This window comes from Halomonas alkalicola (assembly GCF_030704205.1).
GTDB lineage: Bacteria > Pseudomonadota > Gammaproteobacteria > Pseudomonadales > Halomonadaceae > Halomonas > Halomonas alkalicola.
Genome location: NZ_CP131913.1, coordinates 2,134,639 through 2,147,546 on the forward strand (window position 1 = coordinate 2,134,639; position 12,908 = coordinate 2,147,546).

Below are 12,908 nucleotides of genomic sequence, written 5' to 3' on the forward strand. Positions count from 1 at the left end.
ATTCACTTCCGCTCTATGAATGTGTAGTTATTGATCCTGTATGCTACCGGGATCTGAACTTCGTCTGGCTTTTTATATTTGTGACGACTAATCAGAAAAATGGCTGTGCCATTCTTTGTGGTTATGTTGTAGAATTCATAGCCAAATAATAGAAAGAGAGGGTTAAAATAAAGGGCTTGAGATAAGAACGTAAACAAAAAAAGAACGCTGTAAACAAACCCTAGCGCCTCCCAGCTTCCTATGCTTAGTGCGACAAAAAAGTACCCAAGATAACTGGGGAGAAAACTGTTGTTTGCATGCTCTATTCTTTCCACCTCGCCAGACTTGAAGTCATCTTTTCCCAGCTTGGAGCTCAGCAGAATACTGCCACCGGTGGAAAGCACAGGGATAAGAAAATAAATAAGATAAGACGCTGAGTTCGGAAGCAATCCAGTCCAATCGAGCCATGCGGTGCCACTGAGAACAGGGCCTAAAGTATAGCCTTTCTGCACAAGAAAAATAATCACAAGAAGTGATGTGGCATTGAGCGTTAGCAAGAGTCGGAACGCAGTATTTATTATCATCCTTCAGTCACCTTGCCGGTAATTAGCGCTGGCCTTAACCAGTCACAAAGCGCTTTAATTGTGATTTTTTCGATAAAATTTATACGTAAAAAATCCATTGTACATCTCCGCGTGGGCGGCCTCAAGTTCCAAGCGCAACGCTATTGAAAGGTGCTCGGCAAGGGGGCCGACTTCTTGAGCGCCTCGGCGAAGAACCGAAGAACGCCAGCGGTGTTCGTTAGGTTGATCGGTTCTTCGTCACTTCACGTGGATTTTGGCCTGATCGAACAGGCGGCCCACCGGGCTGCCAATCAGGTAGATCATGGCGATGAAGTTGGCCTCGTTACGGTAGCCGCGAGCGCGTGACCTTGCCGCCTGGAACAGGCCGTTCATCCCTTCCAGTCGTGCGTTCGTCAGCCCCGAGATCCAGCGCCTAACTGATCTTACCCAGCATTGGTGGACACCGATCTAAGCGATCATTCGGGCCTCGAAGACCTCTGGGCTGATCATCCCAATCGCACTGTGCCGGTGCCGACGCTTTCGGCCATACAGGCGGAAAAGGTTTGATAGGTGATTCTTGACCGGCTCATTCCCTGTTTCTTTGCCGTTTCGCCGCAATCATCGGGTGCCGGACTATCAAGTTGTTCCGGCGAATCAGGTCGATAAACTGCCCAGAAATTGCGAGTCATGAGGGAGGTGCAGCCCGGATGACTGGCTGCCCACAACAAGGCAGAATGTGGAAAAGCCCCATGCCACCTGGAGCCGGAGCATGAAGTTCAAACGGATGACCCTCACCAACTTCCGGCATCTTGTGCATTTCGACACCACGCTGGATGAGCGCCTGACGGTGCTGGTCGCTCGCAACGGCCAGGGCAAGACCACCCTGCTCGATGCGCTGGCCATTCTGCTGGGCTCTTTCGTGGGGACTTTCGACATGGGCAAGGGGCACCACATCGAGCGCTCCGATGCCCGCTACCAGCGAGAAGGCGAGGAGGCTGAGCAGGAGCAGCAGTACCCGGTGCGAATTGCCGCGGTGCTGTCTGACCTTGAGGAGGGTGAGGTTTCCGTTGCGCGTGAGCTGACGGGGCCGAAGAATCGCACCACCGTCAAGGACGCCGCGCCGCTGGTCCAGTACGGCAAGGCCCTGATGCGGCAGGTACGGGGCCTTCAGCCTGTCACGCTGCCACTGGTGAGCTACTACGGCACGGGGCGCCTGTGGAAGACCCACAAGAACCTCAAGCGCAAGGCGGTGCTCAGCGAGAGCCGCACGCTGGGCTATGAAGACTGCCTGACATCGGCCTCCAACTACCTGCAGCTTCAGGAGTGGATGGGTAAGGCCACGATGGCGGTTCTCCAGCAGCAGGAGCGCAAGGAGAACGGGACCGGGCGCCTGGTGGGGCAGCTCAATGCGGTGTTGAGAGCGGTCGACAAGGTGCTGGAGCCCGAGGGCTGGTCGGGTACTCACTTCAGCCTGACCCATGAAGAGCTGGCCATGCAGCAGGAAGGCCAGGGCGTTCTGCCGGTCAGCCTGCTCAGCGACGGCGTGCGCACCATGGTCTCGATGGTGGCCGACATGGCCTGGCGGTGTGCCAAGCTAAATCCCCACCTAGGTGTCGAGGCAGCCAGCCGGACCCCCGGCGTGGTGATGATCGATGAGATCGACCTGCACCTGCATCCAGCCTGGCAGCAGCGAGTGGTGCAGAGCCTGCAGGCGACCTTTCCCGAGATCCAGTTCATCGTCACCACACACAGTCCGCAGGTGCTGACCACGGTCCCCAGGGAGTGCATCCGCTTGTTGGAGACACAGTGGGATGAGAACGCCCATGTCTGGTCACTGACCTCCATCGAGCCGGACTACCAGACGCTGGGCGTGGCCAGCGCCGAGACGCTGTCGCGCATCATGGGCATCGACCCCGTGCCCGAGGTGGTGGAGGCTCGTATGCTTCATGACTATCGGCGAGCCATCGAGCTCGGCGACGATCAGTCTCCTGAAGCCCGTAGCCTTCATGAACGTCTTGTGGCGCACTTCGGCGAGCAGCATCCCGAGATGCTGGAGTGTGAGCGGCTGCGTCGGTTCCAGGCGATGAAGCGGAGGATCAAGGGCAGGGAGTCGTCATCGGATGCATAAGCTGGAGCGACCGGAGCCCCCGGGATGCCTTGCCCAGTACCGGCGTGGCGCGAAGGATTGGCAGCGCATCAGCTCGGCGGAGAAGCGAGAGATCTGGGTACAGCTGGACGCCATGCAGGGCCAGCGGTGCGCCTACTGCGAGGATCTGCTCCACCCAGAGCGCCGACATATCGAGCACTTTCGGCAGCGGTCGCGCTTCCCGGAGGGCACCTTCCAGTGGGACAACCTGTTTGGCTCCTGCAACAAGTCTGGCAGCTGCGGGAAGCGAAAGGACCGCAGCGAGTACCGGGCAGGCGACATTCTCAAGCCAGATGTCGACGATCCTGACGACTACTTGCGCTTCCTCTCCGATGGAGGGATAGCGCTGCGCCACGATCTGGCAGCCGACCGGCGCCATCGGGCCGAGGAGACGCTGCGAGTGTTCAACCTCGACCATGAGCGCGGGGCGCTGCGCCAGATGCGGCGCTCGGCGCTCCAGGGGTATCTGAGCCGGGCCGAGGAGCTGCAGGAGTGGTTCGAGCTCGACGAGGCACTCTTCCTGGAGTTTCTCGAGGAAGAGCTGCAAGCCATTGCCGGCTTTCCGTTTGAAACCGCTATCCGGCATCTGCTGACAGCGGTATGAAACCGCCTCACTCGATGTTCTGGATCTGCTCCCTCATCTGCTCGATCAGCACCTTGAGCTCCACCGCGCAGCGGGTGGTGCTGGCCACCACCGACTTCGAGGAGAGGGTGTTGGCCTCGCGGTTGAGCTCCTGCATCAGGAAGTCCAGGCGCCGGCCCACCGGGCCCTTCTGCTTGAGCTGGCGCTCCACCTCGGCCACATGGGTGGCCAGGCGGTCGAGCTCCTCGTCCACGTCGGCCTTCTGGGCCAGCAGGGTCAGTTCGGCCTCCAGGCGCTGGGGGTCGAGCTCGCTCTTCACCGCCTCCAGGCGCTCCAGCAGCAGGCTGCGCTGTCGCTCCCGTATCTGCGGCAGCAGGCTGCGCACTTCGGCCACCAGGGCCTCGATGGCGACGAGCCGCTCGCGGATCAGGGCGGCGAGCTTCTCGCCCTCCCGGGCGCGACCGGCCACCAGGTCATCCAGGGCGGCCTGAAACAGGGCCAGCGCCGCGGCCTTGACGCTCTCGGGGTCGGGGCCGCGGCTCTCCAGCACGCCGGGGTAGTCGAGCAGCGCCAGGGCATCGGGCGGGGTGGCATCGGCCACGGCCTGGCGCACCTCGCCCAGGACGCGGGCGAGTTCCGCCAGCCGCGTCGCGTTCACGCTGAGGCCCTCGGCCGCCCCGGCGGCCTCGAAGCGCAGGCTCACCTCCACCTTGCCGCGGGCCAGCCGGCCGCGCAGCGCCTCGCGGAAGGCCGGCTCCAGGTCGCGCAGGCTCTCCGGCAGGCGGAAGTGGGGCTCCAGGTAGCGCTGGTTCACCGAGCGCAGCTCGAGCTGCAGGCTGCCCCAGTCGGCGGTGTGCTCCTGGCGGGCGAAGGCGGTCATGCTGTGGACCATGGCGAGGACTCCGGGGTGACGCGGATGAACGGACAGAAGTGTCGGATAGGCCGAGTGTACCCGATTCGCCGATGCGGCTGCCCAAGGGTGTAGAATGGCCGCCAGCCATGATTCCCGTGCGTTTCAGACCCGACCCAAAGAGGTGATATGTCCACTCCGTTTCGACGCCCCAGCGGCCGTGCGCCCGAGCAGCCCCGCGAGATCCGCCTGACCCGCGACTACACCCGCCACGCCGAGGGGTCGGTGCTGGTGGAGTTCGGCGACACCAAGGTGCTGTGCAACGCCAGCGTCGAGCCCGGCGTGCCGCGCTGGCTGCGCGGCAAGGGCCAGGGCTGGGTGACCGCCGAGTACGGCATGCTGCCCCGCGCCACCCACACCCGCGGCGGTCGCGAGGCGGCCCGCGGCAAGCAGGGCGGCCGCACCCTGGAAATCCAGCGCCTGATCGGCCGCTCGCTGCGGGCGTCGCTCAACCTCAAGAAGCTCGGCGAGTTCACCATCACCGTGGACTGCGACGTCATCCAGGCCGATGGCGGCACCCGCACCGCCTCCATCACCGGTGGCTGCGTGGCGCTGGTGGACGCCATCCGCTACCTGCAGCGCAAGAAGCTGATCAAGAGCGACCCCTTCGTGCAGCTGGTGTGCTCGGTCTCCGTGGGGCTCTTCAGGGGGGGGTGCCGGTGGTGGATCTGGACTACCCCGAGGACAGCGGGGCGGATACCGACATGAACGTGGTGATGGCCGAGGACGGCAGCCTGATCGAGGTGCAGGGCACCGCCGAGAAGGGCTCCTTCAGCCGCGCCGAGCTCAACGCCATGCTGGAGCTGGCCGAGAACGCGGGCAACCAGCTCTTCGACCACCAGCGCGAGGCGTTGGGCATCCCGCGGTAAGCGGGAAGCGAAGGGCGCCGGGCAAGGTCCCTTAACGCAGCACGCCGGCCACGATGGCCGGCGTGCTGCGTTCCGGTGAACCGGAACGGCGACGGGGAGGGGCGTCAGATCGGCAGGTCGTACTCGACGATCAGCGGGGCGAACTCCGAGAAGGTGGCGTCGTAGTCGACCCAGGCGTCCACCACATGGCGGCGGAAGTTGGGGCCCACCACCTGGTAATCGATGCGCCAGCCCTCCTGGCGGGAGCGCGGCACGTCCTGGTCGAGCTTGGGCCACCAGGTGTATTCGCCGGCGTCGCGGTTGATCTCGCGGAAGCAGTCGATGAAGCCGGTGGGGCCGAAGACCTGATCCATCCAGGCGCGCTCCTCGGGCTTGAAGCCGGGGGTGTCCTGGTTGTCGGCCCAGTTCTCCAGGTCGATGGTCTTGTGGGCGATATGCCAGGTGCCGCAGATGATGTACTCGCGGCGCTTGCGAGCCATCTTGCTCAGGTACTCCTGATACTGGGCCATGAAGGCCTCCTTGGCGGCGAAATCGCTGCCGTCGGGCATCAGGAAGCTGGCGATGCTGAAGCGGTCGTAGTCGGCCTGCAGGAAGCGCGCCTCATGGTCGCACTGGGGGAAGCCCAGCCCGTACATGATGGCCTTGGGAATCTTCCGGCAGTAGATCCCCACCCCGGAGAAGCCGTCCTGCTCGGCGTCGAGGAAGTAGCCCTCGTAGCCTTCCGGGTAGAGGATGCTGTCGTCCAGCTCGAAGCTCTTGGCCTTGAGGTTCTGGACGCAGACGACATCGGCATCCTGGCTGGCCAGCCAGTCGAGAAAGCCTCGACCGACGGCCTCGCGGATGCCGTTGACATTGACTGTTGCTATTTTCATACGTGGTCCCTTTACCGTCGCGCGTGTATGATACCCGACGTTTCGACGTTTGGGTAAATGGCTACGGCCAATAAAGGTGATAGGAGCCAGCGGTGGAGCATTCCGGCACGCCTGCGCTGCAGGACTACCAGCGTGAATTCATCGAGTTCGCCATCGAGCAGGGGGTGTTGCGCTTCGGCGAGTTCACCCTGAAGTCGGGTCGGGTCAGCCCCTACTTCTTCAACGCCGGGCTGTTCCGCACCGGCGGCGCCCTGGCGAGGCTGGGGCGCTTCTATGCCCGCGCCATCGTCGACCGTGCCCCGGCCTTCGACGTGCTCTTCGGCCCCGCCTACAAGGGCATTCCGCTGGCGGCCACCACCGCGGTGGCACTGGCCGACCATCACGACCGCGATCTGCCCTTCGCCTTCAATCGCAAGGAGGCGAAGAGTCACGGCGAGGGCGGCAACATCGTCGGTGCCGAGCTGGCCGGGCGTATCCTGATCATCGACGACGTGATCACCGCCGGCACCGCCATTCGCGAGGTGATGACGTTGATCGAGGCGGCCGGTGCCGAGGCCGCCGGCGTGATCATCGCGCTCGACCGCCAGGAGCGCGGCACGGGCGAGCAAAGCGCCATCCAGGAGGTCGAGCAGACCTACGGTATGCCGGTGATCAGTATCGTCACCCTGGATATGGTGCTTGCCTATCTGGAAAATCACGGCGGCGCACTACGCCAATACGCCGACGCGATTCGCGACTATGGGAACCGCTATGGCATCGATACCCTGCAGGGTCCATCGGGTCGCGACACACAAGGGGATTGATCAGTGAAGAAGCATGCCTTGATTGCAGCCGCCGCCACCGTGGCGGCCATGAGCCAGCAGGCCCACGCACTCAGTCTCGGGGCCACGGTGGGCGAGAACTCCTACAGCATCCAGGGTACCCAACGGATCGTGCCGGGACTGCACGCCGGGGCCGGCTACTACTCGAGCGACGATAGCGGCGGCGATGCCCGGGCCTATTCCGGCTCGCTGATGTTCACGCCCTATACGCCGTTGGTCGATGTCAGCTTCGGCGCCCGCTACCAGTATCTCGACACCGATTACGGCGATGGCGGCAACCTGGGCGTGAGCGGCAGCGCCTACATTCCGACGACGATACCGCGCTTGTCGTTGGGCGGTTATGCCCATTACTTCCCCTCGGCGCTCTCGCACGGCGACGTGGACGAGAGCTACGAATACGGGGCGAACTTGCGTTTCAGGGTGCTCGGCAACAGCTTCCTGACCGGTGGCTACCGGTACTACAAGGCCGATTTCGACGGCGATGGGGGTGGCTCCAGGCGGCTCGAGAGCGGCTGGGTAATGGGCGTGAGCGTAGGTTTCTAAACACCGACAACAATGCGTGATGGCAAGGGGAGAACGATGAACAACGTCTACGCATGGGGCGCAGCCCTGCTGACATCCTTCCTGGCACAGGGCGCCTTCGCCGCGGGCCTGGATCTCAACCTGGGGCCGGATGCGGTGCAGTTCGAGGCCGCCGGCGAGGTGGTGGACGGCATCAGCCTGGGTGGCGGCGTGGTCCACAGCGAGTATCGCGAGGACGCCACGGTATTCCACGCCCAGCTGATGGCCGCCAACCACACCCGTGACCACGAGGTGGGCGTGGGCGCGCGCTGGACCCAGTACGACACCGACTACGGCAAGGGCGGTGGCCTGGGGCTGGGCGGCTACGGCTATGTCTACCTGCCCAACCTGCCCGAGGTCTCCCTGGGCGGCTACGGCTTCTATACCCCCGGCGTGGTATCCAGCCGCGACCTGGAAGACGGCTACGAGATCGGCGTGCGCGCCCGCTACGCCTTCACCCCCAACGTGGATGGCTACCTGGGCCTGCGCCAGCTGGGCGCCGACTTCGACAACGATGCCGGCACCCGCACCCTGGATCGCGGTGCCCAGGTCGGCGTGCGCCTGCGCTTCTGACCGCTCCCGCCGCCTGCCGCCGCCGATGATCGCGGGCCCCGTCATGGGGCCCGCCTGCGTTCCACCGGGGCCCCTACCGGAACCACCATGCTCGATGTCGTCCTCTACCAGCCCGAGATCCCGCCCAACACCGGCAACCTGATCCGGCTGTGCGCCAATACCGGCTTTCGCCTGCACCTGATCGAGCCGCTGGGCTTCGTGCTGGACGACAAGCGACTGCGCCGTGCCGGGCTCGACTACCACGAGTGGGCGGCGGTGCGGGTGCACCCCGACTGGGAGGCCTACCTCGAGGCGGCCGCACCGGCGCGGGTATTCGCCGTGTCGACCCGGGGCCGCACCGGCTATCATGAGCCCGCCTATGGCGAGGGCGATGCCCTGGTGTTCGGCCCCGAGACCCGCGGCCTGCCCCAGGCGATGCTCGATGCCCTGCCCGAGCCCCAGCGGCTGCGCATCCCCATGCGCGAGGAGAGCCGCAGCCTGAATCTCTCCAACGCCTGTGCGGTGCTGGTCTATGAGGCCTGGCGACAGCAGGGCTTTCCCGGCGCGGCAGCGGTGGACTCTGCGAGGCCCGTGCGATGAATGCCCCTGTCACCATCCAGCAGCGCCTGGCCCGGCTCAACCCCCGCCAGCAGGAAGCGGTGCGCTATATTGACGGCCCCTGCCTGGTGCTGGCCGGCGCCGGCTCCGGCAAGACCAGCGTGATCACCACCAAGATCGCCTACCTGGTCCAGGCCTGCGGGATGAGCGCCCGGCGCATCGCCGCGGTGACCTTCACCAACAAGGCCGCCCGGGAGATGAAGGAGCGGGTGGGGCAGATGCTCAAGGGGCGCGAGGGGCACGGGCTCACCGTCTCCACCTTCCACACCCTGGGGCTCAACATCATCCGCCGCGAGCTCAAGGCGCTGGGCTACAAGGCGGGTTTCTCGCTCTTCGACCCCGAGGACGCCAAGGCGCTGCTGCGCGACCTGATGCACAAGGACGCCCAGGTGGACGCCGAGGCGATCAACTCGGTGCAGCACCAGATCTCGGCCTGGAAGAACGACCTGGTGCTGCCGGGCCAGGCGATGTCCCACGCCGCGGACGACGACGAGCTCTTCGCCGCCCGGGTCTATGAGGCCTACAACCGCCACCTCAAGGCCTACAACGCGGTGGACTTCGACGACCTGATCCTGCTGCCGGTGGTGCTGCTGCGCGACGACCCCGAGGCCCTGGCCCGCTGGCGCAAGCGCATCCACTACATGCTGGTGGACGAGTACCAGGACACCAACGTCAGCCAGTACCAGCTGGTGCAGCTGCTGATGGGGGAGCGCCAGACCTTCACCGTGGTGGGCGACGACGACCAGTCGATCTACGCCTGGCGCGGCGCGCGGCCCGAGAACCTGGTGACCCTGGGCGAGGACTTCCCGCGCCTGCAGGTGGTCAAGCTGGAGCAGAACTACCGCTCCACCGGCACCATCCTGCGCGCCGCCAATACCCTGATCAGTAACAACCCCCACGTCTACGAGAAGACGCTCTGGTCGGAGATGGGCGAGGGGGCGCCGATCCGCGTGGTGGTCAACCGCCACGAGGAGGCCGAGGCGGAGCGGGTGGCCAGCGAGATCCTCACCCGGCGCATCAAGGAGAAGGCCGAGTGGCGTGACTTCGCCGTGCTCTACCGCGGCAACTTCCAGGCCCGGCTGCTGGAGCTCAAGCTGCAGCACTACCAGGTGCCCTACAAGCTCTCCGGCGGCACCTCCTTTTTCTCGCGCAACGAGATCAAGGACGCCATGGCCTACCTGCGGCTGCTGATCAACCCGGCGGACGACAACGCCTTCCTGCGCATCGTCAACGTGCCGCGCCGGGAGATCGGCCCCGGCACCCTGGAGAAGCTGGCCAACTATGCCAACGACCCGGCTACCGGACGCGGCATCTCGCTGTTTGCCGCCTGCCATGAACTGGGTTTGGAACAGGTGCTTCCGACACGGGCGGTGGAGCGGCTGGGGCGCTTTACCCACTTCATCGACGGGGTGCGGCGGCGCATGGACCAGGGCGACGCCATCGCCGCCATCCGCGACATGCTGCGGGAGATGGACTACGAGGCCTGGCTCTACCAGAACGCCAGCGCCCCCACCATCGCCGAGCGGCGCATGGCCAACGTCTGGATCCTGATCGACCAGCTCGAGAAGTCGATGCAGTCGGACCCCGAGGAGAGCATGGCCTCCGAGGAGACCGAGACCGACAGCGTGGAGGCGGCCATCTCCCGGCTGGTGCTGCGCGATATCCTCGAGCAGCAGGCCGAGGAGGACGACACCGACCGCGTCCAGCTGCTCACCATGCACGCCTCCAAGGGGCTGGAGTTTCCCCACGTCTACCTGATGGGGCTGGAGGAGGAGCTGCTGCCCCATCGCAACGCCATCGAGGCGGGCACCGTGGAGGAGGAGCGCCGCCTGGCCTACGTGGGCATCACCCGGGCCCGGCGCACCCTGACCCTGACCCTGGCCCGCCAGCGCAAGGCCTATGGTGAGCTGATGGACTGCGCGCCCAGCCGCTTCCTGGACGAGCTGCCGGCGGATGACCTGGAGTGGGAGGGGCGGCCGGACCGCGAGGATCCGGACAAGAAGCAGGCCCGCGGCCAGGATGCCATCGCCGGCCTGCGCTCTCTGCTGGGCTGAGGGCTCTCTGCTGAGCTGAAGGCGCGTTATTGGGCCGCCGAGTCCGGATGCTGCCACGGGAGGGAGCCACAAACGCAAGCGGGGCGCCGACAGGCGCCCCGCTGCTGTTCCCCTGCGGGGAAGCCTAGCGAACCGGCTCGACCAGGTAGTCGGTGGCGGCCTTCACCTCATCGTCGCTGAGGTTGGTGAAGCCGCCACGGGCCGGCATGGCATTGAAGCCGTTGATGGAGTGGTCATAGAGGGTCTCCATGCCCTGCTCCATGCGGGCGGCCCACTGGTCGGCGTTGCCGCGGATCGGGGCGCCGGCGGCACCGGTCATGTGGCACGCCATGCAGGCCTGGTTGTAGATCGCCTCGCCGTCGATGCCGGCATGGGAGGGGGCGTCGCCATTGGCGTCATCCTCGGCGGCGGCTTCTTCGGTAGCCTCGTCGCTGGCGGCCTCTTCCTCAACGGCAGCCTCTTCGGCCGGGGCTTCCTCGGCGGGCGCTTCGTCCGCCGCGCCGTCCAGTTCCGGCACGTCCATCACCGGCTCGAGCAGGTAGGCGGTGGCCGCGGCGACCTCGTCATCGGAGAGGTTGGGGTTGCCGCCGCGAGCCGGCATGGCGTTGAAGCCATTGATGGAGTGGTCGAGCAGCGTATCCCAGCCCTGATCGATACGTGCCGCCCAGGCGTCATCATCGCTGCGCACCGGAGCGCCGGCGGCACCGGTCTCGTGACAGGCCATGCAGACGCGGTTGTAGATCGCGCCGCCGTCGATGCTGTCGGCGCCGTTGCCGTTGGCCGCCGGGGCGGCGTCCGCGGAGGCCGCCGTGCCGCAGTCCTCGCCCTGCAGGCAGAGCTGGCCCGCCGGCTTGAGACGCTCGGCGATGGCGTCACGGTCGACGTTGGCCTGGGCGGTAGCCATGCCGGCGGTCAGGCCCAGGGTGGCCAGGCACCCCATGATCAGCTTGCTGGATTTCACTCTCACCACCTCTTGACGGTCCTGTAGAAGTTATTCGCGGCGCAGGCCCGGTTGCCGATACGGCCGGAAGACGCCATGACGCATATTTTAGTGCGGTCCAGTATACCGGCATCCCCGGCGGCTGGAAAATGCTGCACCCCCCGCCATTCGCATGAGAGGCCCAGGCGACGCGCCCGGCCCGCGCTGGACAGGCGCCAGCGAGGCGGTTAGGATGTCGACCGCCTGGTGTCTTCACCAGGCACTGCGCGCCCGTAGCTCAGCTGGATAGAGTACTGCCCTCCGAAGGCAGGGGTCACAGGTTCAAATCCTGTCGGGCGCGCCACGAATTCAAGGGCCTGCGACGATGTCGCAGGCCCTTTCGTGTTTTCGGGACAGCACTTCTCCTCCGCTCCTCTGCATCGTTATCTAGCCCATCTGTCTCTAGCCGTCGGCGATGCGATCCCGTCCCGCGGCCTTGGCCGCGTAGAGCGCCCGGTCGGCGCGCTCCAGCATCGTCTGTGGCGTGTCACCGGGCCGGAAATCGGTCAGCCCGCTGCTGACGGTGACCCTCAGCCCCTCCCAGTCATGGGCCCGGATCGCCTCGAGCAGCCGCTGCATGGCGCTGCGGGCCGCCGGCATGGGGGTGTGCGGCATCAGCAGGGCGAACTCCTCGCCGCCGATGCGGGCCGCCAGGTCGTCGCCGCGCAGCGTGGCCTCGAGCAGGGCGGCCAGGCGCGCGAGGACCCGGTCGCCGGCGGAGTGGCCATGCCGGTCGTTGATCTGCTTGAAGTGATCCACATCCAGCAGCGCCAGGCTGAAGCTGCCGTGGTGTGACCGGGACTCGCCGTGGCGGATGGCGCCCAGCAGGGCCTCGTCCAGCCGTCGCCGGTTGGGCAGCCCGGTGAGCGGGTCGGTGGTGGCCTCGTGGCCCAGGCGCTGGTTGATGGCCTCGAGTTCCAGGCGCCGCGCCTCCAGGGTGCGGCCGAGGGATTCCAGCTCGGCGATGGCCGCCTCCCGCTGGCTGAGGACCCGTTCACTGGCCTGGCGGGACGCCAGCATCTCCTTCTCGAGGGCATGCTTGCGAGAGAACTCCTGCAGCGTCAGCAGGATGAGGTGAGCCCCCCGGTAGCGGATGCGCCGCCCGCTGCACAGCACCGGCAGGGGGGGCGCTCCTAGCACGGCCAGCTCGAGGTGGACCTCCTCCGCCCGGCCGCGCTCGGCCAGGCGATAGGCCAGCAGGCCCAGGTAGAGGACGCGGGCCGTCGAGGTGAAGAGGTCGCTGGCGGGGCGGCCGGCCAGCGCGGCGGCGGGCTCTCCCATCCAGTCGGCCAGGGTGCGGTTGGTGGCCAGGAGGATGCCGTGCTCATCGATCACGGCATGGCCGGAGGGGGCGAGATCCCAGAAGTGGGCCAGTTCGGTGGGGCCTATGGGCATGCAGCG

At 65.8% G+C, this 12,908-nt stretch carries 12 protein-coding genes, 1 tRNA gene and 2 pseudogenes; 9 read left to right on the forward strand and 6 right to left on the reverse strand.

Annotated elements, in window-relative coordinates; genetic code table 11:
* Window positions 1-2: 2 nt before the first annotated feature.
* Both B6N23_RS10205 and B6N23_RS10210 read right to left on the reverse strand, forming a co-directional pair.
* Window positions 3-563, reverse strand: a complete 561-nt coding sequence (locus B6N23_RS10205; RefSeq protein WP_305498479.1) for a KwaA family protein — start codon at window positions 561-563, stop codon at window positions 3-5.
* Between the two features lie 237 nt (window positions 564-800).
* Window positions 801-986, reverse strand: a pseudogene (locus B6N23_RS10210) (transposase); the annotation flags it as partial.
* A gap of 325 nt (window positions 987-1,311) precedes the next feature.
* Here B6N23_RS10210 and B6N23_RS10215 point away from each other — a divergent pair.
* Entirely contained in the window at window positions 1,312-2,670 is a 1,359-nt protein-coding gene (locus B6N23_RS10215) for an AAA family ATPase (protein ID WP_305498481.1), read from the forward strand.
* Window positions 2,663-3,292, forward strand: a complete 630-nt coding sequence (gene ptuB / locus B6N23_RS10220; RefSeq protein ID WP_305498482.1) for a retron Ec78 anti-phage system effector HNH endonuclease PtuB — start codon at window positions 2,663-2,665, stop codon at window positions 3,290-3,292. Before B6N23_RS10215 ends, ptuB begins: the two co-directional genes overlap by 8 nt.
* A 7-nt stretch (window positions 3,293-3,299) precedes the next feature.
* Here ptuB and B6N23_RS10225 read toward each other — a convergent pair whose 3' ends face one another.
* Window positions 3,300-4,163: a YicC/YloC family endoribonuclease gene (locus B6N23_RS10225; protein WP_110069447.1), complete on the reverse strand. Its 864-nt coding sequence runs from the start codon at window positions 4,161-4,163 to the stop codon at window positions 3,300-3,302.
* Window positions 4,164-4,310: 147 nt separating this feature from the next.
* On the opposite strand from B6N23_RS10225, the pseudogene rph reads away from it, so the two are divergent.
* Window positions 4,311-5,050: pseudogene (gene rph, locus B6N23_RS10230) on the forward strand (ribonuclease PH).
* 104 nt (window positions 5,051-5,154) lie between these two features.
* On the opposite strand, the gene B6N23_RS10235 reads toward rph, so the two are convergent.
* Entirely contained in the window at window positions 5,155-5,922 is a 768-nt protein-coding gene (locus B6N23_RS10235; RefSeq protein WP_305498483.1) for an exodeoxyribonuclease III, read from the reverse strand.
* Between the two features lie 92 nt (window positions 5,923-6,014).
* Between B6N23_RS10235 and pyrE the strand changes: the two genes are divergently transcribed.
* The 5 genes from pyrE to rep all read left to right on the forward strand — a co-directional run bounded on the left by pyrE (window position 6,015) and on the right by rep (window position 10,528).
* A complete protein-coding gene (pyrE, locus tag B6N23_RS10240) occupies window positions 6,015-6,725 on the forward strand; it encodes an orotate phosphoribosyltransferase (RefSeq protein WP_305498484.1) in 711 nt (236 codons plus the stop codon).
* Between the two features lie 3 nt (window positions 6,726-6,728).
* Entirely contained in the window at window positions 6,729-7,286 is a 558-nt protein-coding gene (locus tag B6N23_RS10245) for a YfaZ family outer membrane protein (protein ID WP_234251628.1), read from the forward strand.
* 36 nt (window positions 7,287-7,322) lie between these two features.
* Window positions 7,323-7,877, forward strand: a complete 555-nt coding sequence (locus B6N23_RS10250) for a YfaZ family outer membrane protein (RefSeq protein WP_305498488.1) — start codon at window positions 7,323-7,325, stop codon at window positions 7,875-7,877.
* A gap of 87 nt (window positions 7,878-7,964) precedes the next feature.
* Entirely contained in the window at window positions 7,965-8,456 is a 492-nt protein-coding gene (gene trmL, locus B6N23_RS10255; RefSeq protein ID WP_305498490.1) for a tRNA (uridine(34)/cytosine(34)/5-carboxymethylaminomethyluridine(34)-2'-O)-methyltransferase TrmL, read from the forward strand.
* Window positions 8,453-10,528, forward strand: coding sequence for a DNA helicase Rep (gene rep / locus B6N23_RS10260; RefSeq protein WP_305498492.1), 2,076 nt, complete (start codon window positions 8,453-8,455; stop codon window positions 10,526-10,528). Before trmL ends, rep begins: the two co-directional genes overlap by 4 nt.
* A 124-nt stretch (window positions 10,529-10,652) precedes the next feature.
* Here rep and B6N23_RS10265 read toward each other — a convergent pair whose 3' ends face one another.
* Entirely contained in the window at window positions 10,653-11,489 is an 837-nt protein-coding gene (locus B6N23_RS10265; protein ID WP_305498493.1) for a c-type cytochrome, read from the reverse strand.
* Between the two features lie 245 nt (window positions 11,490-11,734).
* Here B6N23_RS10265 and B6N23_RS10270 point away from each other — a divergent pair.
* Window positions 11,735-11,811: transfer RNA gene (locus tag B6N23_RS10270), tRNA-Arg, on the forward strand.
* Between the two features lie 98 nt (window positions 11,812-11,909).
* Here the strand turns inward: B6N23_RS10270 and B6N23_RS10275 are convergent.
* On the reverse strand, window positions 11,910-12,902 hold the full coding sequence (locus B6N23_RS10275; protein ID WP_305498496.1) for a sensor domain-containing diguanylate cyclase: 993 nt from the start codon (window positions 12,900-12,902) through the stop codon (window positions 11,910-11,912).
* Window positions 12,903-12,908: the final 6 nt, after the last annotated feature.

Bases quoted from the DNA above. Each gene is read 5' to 3' on its own strand.
- B6N23_RS10205 (WP_305498479.1), bottom strand. From the start codon at position 563: ATGATAATAAATACTGCGTTCCGACTCTTGCTAACGCTCAATGCCACA.
- B6N23_RS10215 (WP_305498481.1), top strand. From the start codon at position 1,312: ATGAAGTTCAAACGGATGACCCTCACCAACTTCCGGCATCTTGTGCAT.
- ptuB (WP_305498482.1), top strand. From the start codon at position 2,663: ATGCATAAGCTGGAGCGACCGGAGCCCCCGGGATGCCTTGCCCAGTAC.
- B6N23_RS10225 (WP_110069447.1), bottom strand. From the start codon at position 4,163: ATGGTCCACAGCATGACCGCCTTCGCCCGCCAGGAGCACACCGCCGAC.
- B6N23_RS10235 (WP_305498483.1), bottom strand. From the start codon at position 5,922: ATGAAAATAGCAACAGTCAATGTCAACGGCATCCGCGAGGCCGTCGGT.
- B6N23_RS10250 (WP_305498488.1), top strand. From the start codon at position 7,323: ATGAACAACGTCTACGCATGGGGCGCAGCCCTGCTGACATCCTTCCTG.
- trmL (WP_305498490.1), top strand. From the start codon at position 7,965: ATGCTCGATGTCGTCCTCTACCAGCCCGAGATCCCGCCCAACACCGGC.
- rep (WP_305498492.1), top strand. From the start codon at position 8,453: ATGAATGCCCCTGTCACCATCCAGCAGCGCCTGGCCCGGCTCAACCCC.
- B6N23_RS10275 (WP_305498496.1), bottom strand. From the start codon at position 12,902: ATGCCCATAGGCCCCACCGAACTGGCCCACTTCTGGGATCTCGCCCCC.